This is a genomic window from Hymenobacter latericoloratus, assembly GCF_014199535.1.
Taxonomy (GTDB): Bacteria; Bacteroidota; Bacteroidia; order Cytophagales; family Hymenobacteraceae; genus Hymenobacter; species Hymenobacter latericoloratus.
Map to the genome: position 1 here is coordinate 1 of NZ_JACHNV010000001.1, position 16204 is coordinate 16204.

At 60.0% G+C, this 16204-nt stretch carries 12 protein-coding genes; 4 read left to right on the forward strand and 8 right to left on the reverse strand.

What is annotated here, in order from left to right:
- The 5 genes from GGU46_RS00005 to GGU46_RS00025 all read right to left on the reverse strand — a co-directional run.
- Positions 1-200: hypothetical protein (locus GGU46_RS00005; RefSeq protein WP_183401556.1), on the reverse strand; the 200-nt coding region annotated here is incomplete at its 3' end.
- A gap of 476 nt (positions 201-676) precedes the next feature.
- Positions 677-3649, reverse strand: coding sequence for a DEAD/DEAH box helicase (locus tag GGU46_RS00010; RefSeq protein WP_183401557.1), 2973 nt, complete (start codon positions 3647-3649; stop codon positions 677-679).
- A 322-nt stretch (positions 3650-3971) separates the two neighbouring features.
- A complete protein-coding gene (locus GGU46_RS00015) occupies positions 3972-5201 on the reverse strand; it encodes an FtsX-like permease family protein (RefSeq protein ID WP_183401558.1) in 1230 nt (409 codons plus the stop codon).
- Between the two features lie 96 nt (positions 5202-5297).
- Positions 5298-6107, reverse strand: coding sequence for a class I SAM-dependent methyltransferase (locus tag GGU46_RS00020; RefSeq protein WP_183401559.1), 810 nt, complete (start codon positions 6105-6107; stop codon positions 5298-5300).
- Positions 6108-6203: 96 nt separating this feature from the next.
- Positions 6204-6650: a ribosome-binding factor A gene (locus GGU46_RS00025; RefSeq protein ID WP_183401560.1), complete on the reverse strand. Its 447-nt coding sequence runs from the start codon at positions 6648-6650 to the stop codon at positions 6204-6206.
- Between the two features lie 379 nt (positions 6651-7029).
- On the opposite strand from GGU46_RS00025, the gene GGU46_RS00030 reads away from it, so the two are divergent.
- Positions 7030-8460 (forward strand): hypothetical protein, encoded by a 1431-nt coding sequence (locus GGU46_RS00030; RefSeq protein WP_183401561.1) that lies wholly within the window; start codon positions 7030-7032, stop codon positions 8458-8460.
- Between the two features lie 407 nt (positions 8461-8867).
- Here the strand turns inward: GGU46_RS00030 and rpiB are convergent, their stop codons facing one another.
- The 3 genes from rpiB to GGU46_RS00045 all read right to left on the reverse strand — a co-directional run bounded on the left by rpiB (position 8868) and on the right by GGU46_RS00045 (position 11719).
- On the reverse strand, positions 8868-9296 hold the full coding sequence (rpiB, locus tag GGU46_RS00035; protein WP_183401562.1) for a ribose 5-phosphate isomerase B: 429 nt from the start codon (positions 9294-9296) through the stop codon (positions 8868-8870).
- Between the two features lie 113 nt (positions 9297-9409).
- Positions 9410-10267 carry a twin-arginine translocase subunit TatC gene (tatC, locus tag GGU46_RS00040; protein WP_317171817.1) on the reverse strand — a complete coding sequence of 286 codons (858 nt, stop codon included), beginning with the start codon at positions 10265-10267 and terminating at the stop codon, positions 9410-9412.
- Between the two features lie 159 nt (positions 10268-10426).
- The gene (locus GGU46_RS00045; protein ID WP_183401563.1) at positions 10427-11719 is read right to left on the reverse strand and encodes a serine hydroxymethyltransferase; all 1293 of its coding nucleotides are present in this window, start codon (positions 11717-11719) and stop codon (positions 10427-10429) included.
- A 523-nt stretch (positions 11720-12242) separates the two neighbouring features.
- On the opposite strand from GGU46_RS00045, the gene GGU46_RS00050 reads away from it, so the two are divergent.
- The 3 genes from GGU46_RS00050 (at position 12243) to GGU46_RS00060 (ending at position 16030) form a co-directional block, all read left to right on the forward strand.
- Complete coding sequence (locus GGU46_RS00050) at positions 12243-14423, forward strand: beta-1,3-glucanase family protein (protein ID WP_215906229.1); 2181 nt, start codon at positions 12243-12245, stop codon at positions 14421-14423.
- 182 nt (positions 14424-14605) lie between these two features.
- On the forward strand, positions 14606-15121 hold the full coding sequence (locus GGU46_RS00055) for a hypothetical protein (protein WP_183401565.1): 516 nt from the start codon (positions 14606-14608) through the stop codon (positions 15119-15121).
- A gap of 105 nt (positions 15122-15226) precedes the next feature.
- Positions 15227-16030, forward strand: a complete 804-nt coding sequence (locus GGU46_RS00060; RefSeq protein ID WP_183401566.1) for a tetratricopeptide repeat protein — start codon at positions 15227-15229, stop codon at positions 16028-16030.
- Positions 16031-16204 lie beyond the last annotated feature (174 nt).

Consider the following 16204-nt stretch of genomic DNA (forward strand, 5'->3'; position numbering starts at 1 on the left):
CGGGCAAATACGCCCAGCCGCCACATATCCAGCGCCTCTATGCCGTAGATATGTAACAGGTACTGACCAAACTGCCGTTCGGCCGGGTTGAATTTATAGTGACCGTAGGAGCCCAGAATTCCCACCGACCATGCTCTATGCTGAGCCGTAGCGGAATACGACAGGAAAGCCAGGCCTAGCGGGAGTAAAAATTTTCTCATGCAGGGGTAATAGAAACGGGTGTTCTGTAGCTGAGCTTGGTCACTACCCTACTATCCGGCAGGAAAGAAAGAGCATTCGTGCGGAACAGCGGCTTGTAGCGCCTAAGCCCAAGAAGTGGATATTCTGCACAAAGCACCTGTTTTCCGACGAGCTGGCCCAGGACATTTGTACCGTGTTTGTGACACAGCCTTCAACCCCTGCCTGGGCAGAACAGGAAGCTACTACACCAGCCAGCACCGGATTCCGCAGGAGTTAGCCCCTTTCAGCATAGCCTCAGTTGTGACTTGGGCTACACGAGCTGCCTACTCAGGCTGTGTGGGCAGCACGAGAAACAGACCGTCATGCTAAACCCCGTCGAAGCATCTCGCGTGCAGTGGTAATCAGATTACTCCGGCAACCTCAGCACGCGAGATTCCTCGACAAGCTCGGAATGACGTTCTGTTTCGTTTCTAAATACCTTGAATAAAGAATTTTCCTACCCCAGCAACTCCTCGATATCCTCCTTGGTCAGGCTCTTGATGATGGCCTCGTCGGTGGTAATCAGGTCCGTGACCAGCTGGATTTTCTTGTTCTGCAGGGCCAGGATTTTCTCTTCCACTGTGTTCTGGGTGATGAACTTGTAGGTGAACACCGTCCGCTGCTGCCCGATGCGGTGGGCCCGGTCCACGGCCTGGGCCTCCACGGCGGGGTTCCACCAGGGGTCCAGAATAAACACGTAGTCGGCGGCGGTGAGGTTGAGGCCCACGCCCCCGGCCTTCAGCGAGATGAGGAACACGCGCAGCTCGTCGCTTTCCTGGAAGCGGGCCACCTCCTTGTGCCGGTCGCGGGTGTTACCATCGAGGTAGGCGTAGGCCAGCTGGCGCTCGTCCAAAGAAGCCCGCACAATATCGAGGTGCTTCACAAACTGGCTGAAAACCAGAACCTTGTGGCCTTCCGATACCACGCTCTTAATCATGCGCACTACCTCCCGCAGCTTGCCCGACTCGTGGGCGTACTCTTCGTCGGCCATGCGGGGGTGGTTGGCAATCTGGCGGAGCTTGGTCAGGCCCTGCAGCAGCATAAACTGGGTGCTGGCCGTGCCGTGCTCCTCTATACTCTGCAGAATCTTGTTACGGTAAAAGCTCTTGGTTTCCTCGTAGCACTGCTGCTGCTCCTCCGTCATGGGGCAGTAGCTCAGGTTTTCAATCTTATCGGGCAGCTCGCGGGCCACCTGGGCCTTGTGGCGGCGCAGGATAAAGGGCTTGATGAGCGTGTGCAGGCGGCGCGTCTTGGCCTCGTCCTTGCCCTTTTCAATGGGCTTGAGAAACTCCTTGCGGAAGAAAGCCTGGGTACCCAATAAACCCGGATTAATGAACGACATCTGCGACCAGAGGTCCATGGTGCTGTTCTCTACCGGCGTGCCCGTCAGGATGAGGCGGTGGCGGGAGTGCAGCCCGCGCACGGCCTGGGAGGTAGTAGAGCCCGGGTTCTTGATGGCCTGCGACTCGTCCAGAATTACATAGTCGAATTTGTAGGTCCGGAGCAGGTCGGCGTCGAGGCGCACGATGCCGTAGCTGGTCAGCACCACGTCGTAATCGGCAAACTGCTCCACGTTTTTGTCGCGGTAGGTGCCGGTATAAATCAGCAGGCGCAGGGTAGGCGTAAACTTAAAGGCTTCGGCCATCCAGTTGTACACCAGCGAGGTAGGCATTACCAGCAACGAAGCCGCGCCCTGGGCCGCGCCGCTTTCCTTGCGCTGCAGCAGCATGGCCAGCGTCTGTACGGTTTTGCCCAGGCCCATGTCGTCGGCCAGGCAGCCGCCGAACTGGTAGTCCTGCACGAAGTGGAGCCAGTTGTAGCCGGCTTTCTGGTAGGGGCGCAGCTCACCGCGGAACGAAGGGGGTAGGGGGCGGTCCTCCACGGCCTCAAACTCACGCAGCTTTTCCAGCTTCCGGCTCATGACTACGGTAGCCAGGTTGCCGTTCTGCAGATCAGACACCAGGGCCAGGTGGTGCTTGCGCAAAGTCAGGGCATGCTGGTGCTCCTCCGAGAAGGCAAACAGCTCCAGGTACTGCGTAAACCACTCCTCCGGGATAATGGCAATCTGCCCGTTGGGCAGCCGGAACTCGTGGCGCTTGTTCAGGATGTAGGGCCGCAGCTTAATGAAGGGCACCTCAAACTCCCCGAAGCAGACGGTGCCGTGCACGTCAAACCAGTCGTTGGTTTCCGTAATGCCCACCTGCACCGTCACGGCCCCAATAAAGTAGTCTTTGCCGGAGGTAGGGCCCTGCTGCACCGTAAAGCCCAGGCGGGCTAGCTCGTCGGCGTGGTGGTGGAGCCAGCGGAAGGCAGTGGCTTTTTCTAGCACGGCGCGGCCGCCCTTCACCTCCAGGGCCCGGTCGCGCAGCTCACTGATGATTTCCTGCTCCCGGTCGAGGTTGCGAATCAGGCGGTGGAAGATGTAGTTGTCTTCCTTCTTTTCCAGCTTCACGCACACCCGCTTGTTGTGGGCCGTGTGCACGGTATGGTCGCCGTAGCGGAAGCTGAGGTCAAAGTGAATGTGCTCTGATACCGTAGCCTCGGCCGTGGCCGTGTGGGCGGCCACCGGGCTACCCCGGCGGGCGGGTGCAACCGCGCGCGGGGCCGGGGCCGCTACCACGGTGGCCCCCGGCGCATCCGAGAAGGTTAGCTGGGGCCGGGCCACGTAGCGCTCCGAGCGAATATCGAAGCCGCGGGCGTGCACATCAAACGACTCCACCAGCGGCGCCACGAAGCGCTGGAAGTAGCTGTCCTCCACCTGCCGCGGAATAACGATGAATTTCTTGTTGAGGAAGGGCTTGATTTTCTTGCCGTCCACGTCGTTGTGGAAGTTGTGGAGCGTGTCGCCCAGCAGCAGCCAGGCCGGCTGCTCGCACACAATCACGGCGTTCTTGTACTGGAACTCCAGCTTCTGACCCTGGTACTGAATAGTCGGGAAGTAGTGGGTGCTGTCTTCGTTGCGGCGGAAGTGAAACAGCACGGAGGCCCGCTCCGGGGCTACCCCCATCTCGCGCCAGGTAGGCTCCCCATCCTTGCCCATAATAAACACCTGCTTGCCCTGCAGGCGCTCCAGAATCTGGCCCATGCGGTCCTGCACGTAGGTGCAAATAGCTTCCTGCAGGCCTTTATCACCCTTCTCGGGGTCGTAAATTTTGAGAAAGAAATCGGCCGGCGTGGTCTTCTTCGACCAAAACTCCTTGATAACCGCGTCCTGCTGAATCTGGTCGGTGAGGGCAATGAGCTCGAAGTCGGTTTCATCCAGGCCATCGGCAAACTCCGGGGCGTTTTTGGCCGATACCGTTTGGTGCTGCAGGGTAAGCTGCCCCCGCTGATTTCGCTGCACCACGTACGATTCAAACAGATACCCTAGATACTCATGCTCGAGTAATGAATAAACTATTTGAAAGGGCTGTGAAGTGGAAACCTTCATAGTCGACGACAATAATGCAGCGTTGAAAGTAGTAACAAATGCTAAATACTTATTTTTTTACCAAAAAGTAAAATTAAATCCAAGAATAGTCACATTATCAAGATGAACATGCCCAAAAAGGCTGTCCAACCAGGCTTTCTGGTCTACGAAGGTAAGTGGATGCGCTTTGCAGAATGATACTTTCCGGGCTAAGCACAAAGAAATACGGCGGCTCTACCCCGTAGAACCGCCGCACAAGAGAAAATCAGCAGTAGATAAAGTGCTGGAGGAATGAGGATTAAGTGGTTTTCCGGGATTGGGAACTCCACGGGAAGGCTAGGTGCTACAGATTCTCGCGCAGGTCCAGGCTGGCCGCGTTCAGGGCCGGACGGATGGAAACCACGATGGTAATAAAGATGATGGCTACCCCCGTCAGGGCTATGTCGGAGAACTGCATCTTCACGGGGTAAGAATCCACCACGCTGGTAGCCATGCCCATCCCCACCAGATGGAAGGTTTGCTGGGCCCAGCAGATGCCTACCCCCAGCACCAGCCCCGTAAAGGCCCCAACCTGGGCTACAATGGCGCCCTCCAGCAAAAAGATGTTGCGGATGGTGCGGGAGCTGGCCCCCATAGCCATGAGCACGGCAATGTCCTTGTGCTTGTCGATGACCAGCATGGACAAGGAGAAAAAGATGTTGATGCTGGCAATGAGCAGGATAAAGGCGAAGGTGATGAACACGAACATCTTCTCCACCTTAATGGCTTTCAGCAAACTCAGGTGCTGCTCGTCGGAGTCCAGCACCTTGAAGCCTGCGCCGAGCTGCTGCTTCAGCGCCTCCTTTACCTGCCCGATTTCCTGGTCTTCCTGTACTTTCACCTCCAGGGCGGTGCGGCGGTTTTCGTAGTGCAGCAGGGTGCGGGCAAACTCCAGGGGCACAAAGATGTAGCTGTCATCTACGTGCTGCTCAATCAGGAACACGCCGCCGGCCAGAATGTTCTGCTCGTTAAAAGCCGTTTCGGGGTTCATCGACAGCGTTTTGCGGCCCGTGTTGCGCGGGTACAGCAGGCGCATGGGCGAGAAGCGGTTGTCCAGGGCAATGCTGAGCTCGTGCTGCACGCCGGCCCCGAGCAGGGCGTAGTCCATGCCGTCGCGGTGAAGCTGGGAGCTGCCTTCCACAATCGCCGAATCGATGTTGCTCTGGCGGTAGTAGTTGTCCGAGACGCCCTTCATCTTCACCACCATCTGCCGGTCGCGGTACTGCAGCAGGGCATTGTCCTCGATAACTTCCGTAACCAGGGCCACACCGGGCAACCCCTTGATTTGCTTGATGAAGGCCGGGTTCACCTCAAAGGACTTACCCTGCACGGCCGTAATCATCAGGTCGGGGTCTGATTTGCCGTAGAGGCTACGCGCCACTTCCTCCAGCCCGTTGAACACGGACAGCACAATAATCAGCGCCATCGTGCCTATCGCCACGCCTACCATGGAGATATTGGAGATGATGCTGATGATGTTGCGCTTCTTCTTCGAGAGAAAATAACGCCGGGCAATGAGCAGGGATACGTTCACGTGCGGGGCGCGGAGGGCGAAACGGGTGGAAAAGCGGAGCTGACAGGCAACGGGTACGGTTCAGGAGCCAAGATACGCCGCCAACGGAAAAAAGGTCTATTTCCAGGCTTTCACAATCAGGCCGGTACCGGAGTCGTGCTTGGTGTTGGCGTCAAACCAGTTCAGAATAAGGCAGAACGGGAACGTAACGAGGTAGTAGAACGGCAGCAGCACGAAAAACCACTTCGAGTAGCCCAGCATCAAGATCGGGTACTTCATGCTCAGGCGCCAGGAAACCTGGCCTGGCTCGCCGTAGCTGTAGCGGGCCTCAATCCGCTCAAAGCCGGCCGTGCGCAGCTTCTGCTGAATCTCATGGATGTTGTAGCCGTCGCGGACGTGCTCCTCAATAAAAGAGGTTTCGCCGTCGGCGTGCACGTCGGAGCCGCCTTGGTCGGAGGGGGTAGAGATAAGCAGCATGCCGCCGTCCTTGAGGGAGGCGTGAATGTTGCGGAACACTTCCACGTCTTCCAGAATGTGCTCCATTACGTCCACCGACAAAGCCAGGTCAAAGGAGTTGGGCTGCTGATACAGCACCAGATCCTGCACGGCAAACTGAGCATTGGTGCGCCCGATCTGGCGGAAAAAGCGGTTAGAGTCGGCTACCTGCTCGTCTTTCACATCTACGGCCAGAATCTGCCACTTGCGGCTCAGCCCGCTCAGCCAATAGGTGTACTGCCCGTAGCCCGAGCCGGCGTCGAGGATGTTCAGCGCCTCGCTGGTGTGGCCTTTGGCCCACTGGCGCAGCTCGCGGTGAACGTGCCAGGTGCGCAGCAGCAGCAAATCGAGCAGGTGGTAGAAGAGGCGGCGCAGCAAGGGCGTGCGGTTGAACACTTCGCCGAGCGACTTCTTAATCGGATCGTAGTACAAGGGGTGAGATAGTGAAATGGTGAAATGGTGAGCTGGATGTTCTGATGGCGTAGTAGTCAGCAGGATAACTCACTATTTCACCATCTCACCACCTCATTACTCGTCTTCGTCGGCGAAGAGTTTGGGGCGTTTGGGCGCGGTGCCTTCAGCATCAGAGCCGGCCTCGGGCTCCGCTGAGGGGGCTGGCGGAATGTGCAGGTCGCCGAACACCTTGTCCATGTGAGCGGCGTAGGCGGCCGAGTCATCGAGGAAGAAAACCAGGTCGGGCACGATGCGCAGCTGCTGGCGCACGCGCTTGGCCAGGGCCTGCCGGATGGCTTTGAGGTTGTCCTGCACCAGGGCCAGCTGCTGCTCGGCGGCGGTGTTGCTCGGGGCCATCAGCAGGCTCAGATACACGCGGGCCACGCCCAGGTCGGGCGATACGCGCACCAGGCTGATACCGGGCGGCAGGCTCGGGAACAGGTGGGGCAGGTCGCGCTGGAATACGGCGGCCAGCTCCTGCTGGAGCAGGCTGGCTACTTTTTGCTGTCGTTTGCTTTCCATAAGAATCCGCAAAGATACCGGTTGCAGAGGATTAAGTAAGTAGGTAATTGGCGGTGAGGAAAGAAGAGTCCGGAAATGGCATTGAACCGACCGGTAGCTTCCGGCGGCGGACCGGTAGCCACCTGCCGGCGTTGCCCTGACTTGGTGGGGTAGGGGGCGGGCGGCGCTGAACTCCAGCGCCGTTGGTGTACGGCGCGTCGGGTATTGTTCCAGTGGCTTCGTTCGGGTGGTGCCGGCGGCAACCGGCCCGATACCTCTGGCGCCGGACCGGGGGTAGCCTGCGCTGTCTGCTTCCGAACTTCTTCGCAAAGGCCCCCCGGATGCCGTACTTTTACAGTTGCCTGACGCTGGTTGTCGGCTCTTCCTGACGTATTACCCCTTGCTGCAATTCTTCAAAAGCTCCCTGCCCACCCGCCTGTTTGCGCTGCTGCTGTTGCTGCTGGCCCTGCGGCTACCGCTGCTGTGGCTGGGCATTGCCCTCACGCCGGTGGAGCTGCGGGCCCTGCTGGTGGGCGAGCGGCTCCACGAGGGTGCCCTGCTCTACCGCGACCTGTACGACAGCACCGCGCCCTTGTCGGCGGCTTTGTTTGGGGCGCTTGATGTAGCCGCCGGCCGGCCCGTATGGCTCTACCGCATCCTGGCGCTGGTGCTGCTGGCGTTTCAGGCCCTGCGCTTCAACTTCGTACTCAACCGGGCCGATGTACACCCCGAGCGGGGCTACGTGGGGGCATTAATCTTCCTGCTCATCGGCAGCCTCACCACCGACCTGGACACCCTCTCGCCCCTGCTGCTGGGACACACCTTTCTGATTGCGGCCCTCAGCGCCCTGCTGCCTACCTCCCGGGAGGGCTATGACAACCGCCGCCTGTTCCGGGCTGGGTTTCTGGTGGGGGTAGGAGCCCTGTGCTACCTGCCGCTGGCCTTGTTCCTGCTGGTTGGGTTGTTTGCCGTGATTGTGTTTGCGGCCAACTCATTCCGGAGCTTTCTGCTGCTGGTGTGCGGGTTTCTGTTTCCGTATTCGGTGGCTGTTACCTTTTTTCTCTATACCGAGTCGTTGCCGGGCTTCGTGCAGTTTCACCTCACGCCTACCCTGCAGGGCATTGTGAACGAAACTGACGGGTTGCCGCTGTGGGTGCTGCTGCGCCTGCTCATTCTGCCGGGTGGGCTGCTGCTACTGGGCATCGGGCGCAGCTTTACTACCTCCCTGGGGCTGGTATTTCAGGTGAAGTTTCAGCAGCTGATGCTGGTGTGGGTGCTGGTGGCGGTGGGCATGGCGGCCGTGGGGCGGGGCATGGCTACCGGTACGCTGGTGCTGCTGCTACCCCCGCTCACGTACTTCAGCTTGTTTTTGTGGCAGAAAGCCCGGCGCGCCTGGGTGCCCGAGGTGCTGCTGCTGCTGGTTATCGGGGCGGTAGTGGTGGTGCGCTACCGGGCCGTCCTGCACCTGGAGCAGGTACTCCAGATTCCGGCCGAGCGCCACTACGCCGTGCAGCCCAACCCACGCTACGCCTTCTTGCAGGGCCAGCGCCTGTTGGTGCTGGGCCCCGATCAGCGCCCCTACCTGCACAACCGCCTGGCCACCCCCTACCTCGACTGGCGCCTGGCGCAAACCGACTTCGGGCACTTACAGGAGTACAATGCCGTCTTTCGGCTGGCCCAGAGTTTTCGGGATTCTCCTCCCCAATACCTCATCGACCAAGCCCGACTGCTGCCTGAGCTGCAGTACAAAGTGCCTGCCATCTTCGGCCGCTACCACCCCACCAATACCCCTGGTGTGTATAGGCTGAGTGGTGAGGTGGTGAATGAGTGAATAAGTAAAGTAGGTGCGCTGGCGGCAGACTTCTGGCCGGCGGCCAGAAGTCTGCCCGCCGACCAATGGGGCAAGTCTCCCGACTTGCGGCGGCCGAAGGCCGCCAGCTCGCGTCTGGGCCGCTGGCGCCGCGTGCATAAGTTGCTACCCCTCCTGTAAAGTCAAAAGGCCACCAGCACGATATTATCGTACTGGCGGCCTTTTTCATATGTAAACCCTGTCAGGCAGGAACCGCCCGAATGAAGCCACGCGGCGCGAGCGGCCCAGACGCGAGCTGGCGGCCTTCGGCCGCCGCAAGTCGGGAGACTTGCCCCATTGGCCGGCGGGCAGACGCCTGGCCGCCGGCCAGAAGTCTGCCGCCAGCCGTCTGTCACCTGTCACCATTTACCTCATCACCTGTTACCTCCTCACACGCCAATCTTATCAATGCGGGTTTGGTGACGGCCGCCTTCAAAGGCGGTGTTCAGGAACTGGCTGGTAATGGCGCGGGCGGTTTCCTCATCCACGAAGCGGGCCGGAATGCACACCACGTTGGCGTTGTTGTGCTGCCGGATCAGGGAGGCTACCTCTGGCTCCCAGGCCAGCCCCGCCCGGATGCCTTGGTGCTTGTTGGCCGTAATGCACACCCCGTTGGCCGAGCCGCAGAGCAGAATGCCCCGCTCGAACTCGCCGCGCTCCACCGCCGAAGCCAGCGGATGCACGTAGTCGGGGTAATCGACGGAAGCGGCCGAGTGAGTGCCGAAGTCCTGAACTTCGTAGCCGTTGTCGCGCAGCCACTGCAGCAGCATCTGCTTCTGCTCGAAGCCGGCGTGGTCGGAGCCGATGGCAAGTTTCATATCAAATGTGGAGAACGTGGTGGAATGTGCACAATGTGAGAAATGAGGATAAATGCCATGAAATGCTGGGTAGCTCACCACATTCCTCCACATTTTTCACATTAAGCACATTGTTAAGCTACTCCCTGATTTTCAGCGAGGCGGGCGTTGAGGTTGGCCGTGCGGGTACGGCTGACCACGCGGGCAATATTGATGCTCAGCTCATAGAGCAGCATAATGGGCACCGTAACAATGAGCTGGGCCGAAATATCCGGGGGCGTGATGATGGCGGCCACAATCAGAATAACCACAATGGCGTGCTTGCGGTACACCCGCATGATTTCGGGGGTAATCAGGCCGGCTTTGGCCAGGAAGAACACAATCATGGGCAGCTCAAACACGAAGGCGCACGACAAGGTCATGGTCGTGAGCGTGCTGATGTAGCTCTGCATGTCAATCTGGTTTTCGATGGTGGGGTCCACCACGTAGCCGGCCAGAAAGTTGATGCTCATGGGCGCCGCAATGTAGTAGCCAAACAGCAGGCCGGCCACAAACAGCACCGACACGAAAAATACGGCCCCGCGGGAGTTCTGCCGCTCGTGCGGGTACAGGCCCGGCTTGATAAAGCGCCACAACTCCCAGAACAGGTACGGAAAGCCCAGCACCAGCCCCACAATAAAGGCCGAGCTCAGGTGCATGGAAAGCTGCCCGCTCATCTCGCGGTTCTGAATCACGAATCCGATTTTGTCAACGCACAGGCTTTCGGCGTGCAGCAGGGTTCCGGCCCGGCACAGCATCCGGTAGGTCCAGAAATCGGGGCGGGAAGGACCCAGAATCAGGTCATGGAACAGAAAGTCCTTGGCAAAGAAGGCCCCCAGGGCAAACACTACCACCGCAATGGCCGCCCGGATGATGTGCCAGCGCAGGGCCTCCAGGTGGTCGATAAAAGACATTTCCTGCTGGTCGCCCAGCGCAGGTTGAGTAGGATCCACTGAGTGTAATGGGGAAAGTAGTGAAGTGGCGAAAAGGTGAGTAAACCAGCCGGCCTGCAGCAAGCGGCAGGAAACAAACGAAAAAATAGGGGAAGAAGATGGGTTCGGCTCGCGGAAATCAAACCGAACCCACCACCTCACTATTTCACCAGTTCACCGTTAGGCGAAGAGCGGGTACTGCTGCATCCACTCGTTGATTTCGCCGCGCACCCGGGCAATGCGGGCGTCATCGGCGTTGTGGGTCAGCACCTCGTCAATAAAGTCCACGATGCGGGCCATGTCGGGTTCCTTCAGACCCCGGGTGGTAACGGCCGCCGAGCCGATGCGCATGCCGCTGGTCACGAAGGGCGACTTGTCATCGAAGGGCACCATGTTTTTGTTGATGGTGATGTCGGCCTTGATGAGGGTGTTTTCGGCCAGCTTGCCGGTAAGGCCCTTGCTGCGCAGGTCAATCAGCATCAGGTGGTTATCGGTGCCGCCGGAAATAATCTGGTAGCCGCGCTCCACAAAGCCCTGGGCCAGGGCCTGGGCATTCCGAATCACCTGCTGGGTGTAGTCGGCGTAGGCGTCACTGAGGGCCTCGCCGAAGGCTACGGCCTTGGCGCCAATTACGTGCTCCAGCGGGCCACCCTGGGTGCCGGGGAATACGGCCGAGTCGAGCAGGCTGCTCATCATCCGAATTTCGCCTTTCGGGGTTTTCAGGCCGAAGGGGTTCTCGAAATCCTTGCCCAGCATAATCAGGCCGCCGCGGGGGCCGCGCAGGGTTTTGTGGGTGGTGGTCGTTACGATGTGGCAGTGCTGGAAGGGGTTGTTCAGCAAGCCCTTGGCAATAAGGCCGGAAGGGTGCGAAATATCGGCCAGCAGCAGGGCGCCTACCTCATCGGCGGCTTCGCGCAGGGCCTGGTAGTTCCAGTCGCGGGAGTAGGCCGAGGCCCCGCAGATAATGAGCTTGGGCTGCTCGCGGCGGGCGGTTTCCTTTACTTTTTCCCAGTCGATAAGGCCGGTTTCCTTTTCCACGCCATAAAACGTGGGCTGGTAGAGCTTGCCCGAGAAGTTCACGGGCGAGCCGTGGGTGAGGTGGCCGCCGTGGCTCAGGTCGAAGCCCAGAATTTTGTCGCCGGGGTTGAGCACGGCCAGCATCACGGCGGCGTTGGCCTGGGCGCCGGAGTGCGGCTGCACGTTCACCCACTCTACCCCGAACAGGGCTTTGGCGCGGTCAATGGCCAGCTGCTCAATCTGGTCCACAATTTCGCAGCCGCCGTAGTAGCGCTTGCCGGGCAAGCCTTCGGCGTACTTGTTGGTGAGGATGGAGCCCTGGGCCCGCATCACCTGCTCCGAAACGTAGTTCTCGGAGGCAATGAGTTCAATACCGTGGGTTTGCCGCTCTTGCTCTTTCTGAATCAGATCGAAGATGGCCGTGTCTTGGGCGAGGGTGGTGGCTTGCGTTTCCATATCGTCAAAGGTAAGAGTAAAAGGGGATGAGGTAATGAGGGGATGAAGTGGGGAAGTGTATAAGGATAGAAGAAGAAAAGACACTGCCCGACTTACATAATTCAGGCATTTGGTGGTGCGGTAGCCGGCTGCTAGCGTGTGCCTTAAGTGGTAGCGCCTACCCCCGCAACCCGCGCTAACCCGCAGGGCCCCCGGCGGCCGTGTGCGTTAACAGCTAACTGCCGTGCGCCAGAGGTGTTTAGAACGCCTGCGCGGCAGATTTTTGGGCTTTTTCTGCCGGGTAAAAGTCAGCTACATTGGCTATGTCCTATAGCTGCCCGCCGCTTCTGAGCCCAGGGCTCTGCCTCTCTGGCCCACCTTGCTGGCCAGTCTGTTCCGCCGCTCCCGTTCTGCTCTTACACACCGACTTCGCGCCTACCCCACCGGGTAAGCCGAAGCAGTGTGCCTTGTCCAATTCCCACCACAACCATTTCACCGTATGAGAAAGCGTACGCTATTTTCACTGTTTACTCTGCTCCTGAGTGTGCTGCTCCCCCTTGCGGGGTGGGCCCAGGGTAGCATCCCGTTCACCATCGCCAACAACTCGCCCTACCCCGATTCGGACCTGTATGTGGCTATTGTGGGCAAAGACGAGGCTGGTAATCACCTCTGGATCAATGCCGCCACCAGCCAGGTGCTACCCATGAGCGCCTCGTATAACACCGCGACGGGGCCAACGTACAACGGCAACACCGGGCCGGGCCAGAACTCGAAGTACGCGGCCTGCTTTACGCGCCTGAGCAACATCCCGAACAAGACGTTTACGCTGCCCTATATTGCGGGCTGCCGGGTGTTTATTGCCCAGGGCCAGCAGCTGTACCTGTACTTCTTCGGAGCATCGGGGGCCCCCTCGGGCTACGCCGCGCCGGACTTTCAGAACCCCAACGACCCGAACAAGGGTATTCGCTACGAGTTCATCGAGCTGACCAACAATACGTTCGGTTTCTTCGGCAACCACACCCGCGTCGATTCTTACCACTACCCCATGGGCCTGGAGCTGTGGGGCAACGGCTACTACAAGCGTGCCGGCGAGCTGAAAAGCCACGCCGACATTCTGGCCGCCTACCAGAGCTTTGCGCCCACGGCTTTCCAGAGCCTGCTGAACACCTCGGCCGGCACCATTACCTGCCCCGGCAAGTCGCCGGCGTTTCAGGCGGGCGGGGCCCAGGCCAACTACTTCGGCTCCTACATTGATGCCATCTGGAGCAAGTATGTAAACGAGGATTTGATTTTCAACGCCGGCGACGCGGGCGTATTCAAGGGCCGCATCAGCAACGGGCGCCTGACGGTGGTAGGCCAATCGGGTGGGTTTGTGGGCCGCACGGGCGTCATCTCGCGCAAGCCTACCACCCAGGAAGTGCTGGAAGGCAAGGGTGTGCTGGATCAGCGCGTGGGCGATGGGGACCTGGACCTGGTGATACAGTCGCAGCTGTGCGCGGCCATCAACCGCCACGTAGTGAACACCACTACCCCTAACCCCGGCCAGCAGAACTGGTACAACGCCAGCCAGTACTACCTCACGGCCCCGGCCAACTACTACGCCCGCTTCTGGCACCAGGGCGGCATCAGCGTCGATAACCTGAACTATGGCTTTGCTTACGATGATGTGAACGACCAATCCTCGTCGCTGCACACGCCCCAGCCGACCAAAGTGGTAGCTACGTTTGGCGGCTTTGCCGGCCTGGGCACTACCCCGCCGCCCGCTACGGGCGTGGCTACCTTCTACAAAGACTGCAACTACACGGGCACGGCCGTGGCCCTGCCCGCCGGCGACTACACCCTGGCGGCCCTGCAGGCCCGCGGCATCCTCGACAACGACGTGTCGTCGCTGAAAGTGAACAGTGGCTACGAGGTGGTGCTCTACGAAAACAACAACTACAGCGGCGCCGCCCTCACGGTAGGCAGCGCCGGCAACGCCTGCCTGGTAAACAACCCCCTGGGCACCGGCAACTGGAACGACAAAACCACTTCTCTGCGGGTGCGCACCGTTACTACCACCTCGCCTTCGTTTAGTGTAACGCTGCAGGCCGAAGCGGCCAGCGTGAACAACGGCATGACGGTGGAAACCTGCACCGACGCGGGCGGCGGGCAGAACATGGGCTTCGTGGATGCTGGTGACTACCTGGTGTGGAACGGCATCAACTTCCCGACCTCGGGCACTTATACCATTGAGTATCGGGTAGCCAGCGGAGCCGGGGGCGGCACTATTTCTTCGGACCTGAACGCCGGGGCTATCCAACTCGGTAACAGCACCATTCCGGGTACGGGGGGCTGGCAGACCTGGACCACCGTTTCCCGGACCGTGACCATCAATGCGGGTACCTACAACTTCGGGATATATGCCCAAACAGGTGGCTGGAATATAAACTGGGTGCGCATTACGAAAAGTGGGGCAGCCCGCACAGCCTTGGCTACCACGGCCGAAGCCGCTACGGGCGGCACGAAGCTTTACCCGAACCCCGTGGTAGACCGCCTGCAGCTGAGTGGAGGCGAAGTAAACCTGACGGGCAGCCGCTACCGCGTGCTGGATTTGCACGGCCGCACCGTAGCCAACGGGGCCTTCGACCGCGGCACGGCCGAGGTAAGTGCCCTCCCGGCCGGGATGTATCTGTTGCAGGTAACCACCCAGAGTCAGCAGGTTATCACGCACCGCTTCACGAAGTAAAGCTGCTGCCCAGCTAATCAGAAAGCAGGTTGCCTTTTGGGGCAGCCTGCTTTTTTAGTTGAGTACAGGCAGGCCGCCTGTGATAGGCAAGGCTCCGGCGGCGTACTGCCGCGCTGTAGGCCACGGTTGTGTTTTTGCCGTATTGATTACGCCATGTGGCTACTTCCTTGTTACTTGCTGCTATGAATTCCCCCCAACAGCTCGCCGAAGTCCTGACCAGTCTGCGCATTGGCAATCAATCGTACCTGATTGCTTTTTATGAGCAGAACCGCGACCTGTTTGCCCGCTGGGCCCGGCGGCAGCACCAGCTGGAGCCCGCGGCGGCCCACGCGCTGCTGCGCACGGTACTCGTCGATTTCTACGACCAGGTAGCCGATGGCCGCCTGACCAAGCTGCCGCCCGACGTGCGCGCCTACGTGTACGGCCTGGCCGATGAGCAGCTGCGCTCCGCCACTACCACCGAGATTCTGCCCGAGGATGAGGCCGGACGCCGCCAGCAGCTACTGCGGCTGTTCCGGCAGTTGGGCCTCGACTGCCAGAAGATTCTGATGTACTTTTATTTCCGGGGCTACAACTTCGAGAAGGTGGCCGGCAAAATGGGGTTCGCCAATGCCAACGTGGCCCGCCTGCAAAAAGCAACCTGCCTGCGGAAACTCTATGAGCTGCGTACGCGCACGGCAACCGGCAACCTGGCATAATAACCGGCTGCCCGCTTCTGCGTAGCTTAGTCCCCGATTTCCTTTCTTTTTCTGCCTGCCTGCCGCCGGTTTTCCGGCGCGCTTATTCCCCGGTTCTTCTCTGCCATGACGCCGCCCGCCTTCGACCTGCGCCCTTACCTGGAAGAGCTGGAACGCTTCGCCGATGGCCAGATGACCACGGCGGAGCAGGCCGCCTTTGAAATCCGGCTGGAACAGGACGCCGAACTTTACCAGGCCTACCAGGCCTACGAGCAGCTAACGGCCGACCTGCGCTGGGTAGCCGGCCACGAAACCCTGCACCAGCGCCTACTGGCCCTCGACCGCCGCCTGGACCAGCGGCAGGAAGCACTTACCCGCATCCGGCGCCGCCAGCGCAAAACCCAGCAGCAGTGGGGAGGCATTCTGCTTGTGGGAGTACTGGCTCTGCTCGGGCTGTGGCTGATTTTGCGCCCGGCCGCCCCCAATGCCGAAGTTGCCTGGGCCCGCTACTATGTGCCCGAGGCCGGCCTGCCTGATGATGCTGTGAACGAGAGGCGGCGCCCATTGCTGGCCGAGGCTATGCGCCAGTACCGCGACGGCCATTACGCGCCGGCTTTGCACAACCTGCGCCGGGTACCGTCCAGCAACCTCGGGCAGGATACCCTGCTGTATTACAGCGGCATTATGCTGCTAAGCCAAGAACAACCCGAGCAGATTCGGGCAGCCCAGCCTTTTCTGCGGCGCGTGGCTATGCAGTCGGCCTCACCCTTGGCCGGAAGGGCCCGCTACCACTTGGGCATGGCCTACTGGCGCAATCAGCAGATTACGGCCGCCCGCAACACGCTTCGCTCGGTGGCCAACGACCCACGCAACCCCTACCAGGACGCCGCGCGCCAACTCCTGCGCTCCAACGCACTACCCCAGGAGTGATTCGGTGCAGGAGCGAAGTGTCGTCATGGCGAGGGCACCGAAGCCATCCGTCCTGACCAGCGTGCTACCCCTTGAAATAGGACAAGCCCTTGACGCCTACGCTGGTTTCAAGGGCTTGTCACGTTAGAGAGCTTGTCAGGAGAAAAGAGGACGGCTAGCTTCGGTGCCCTCGCT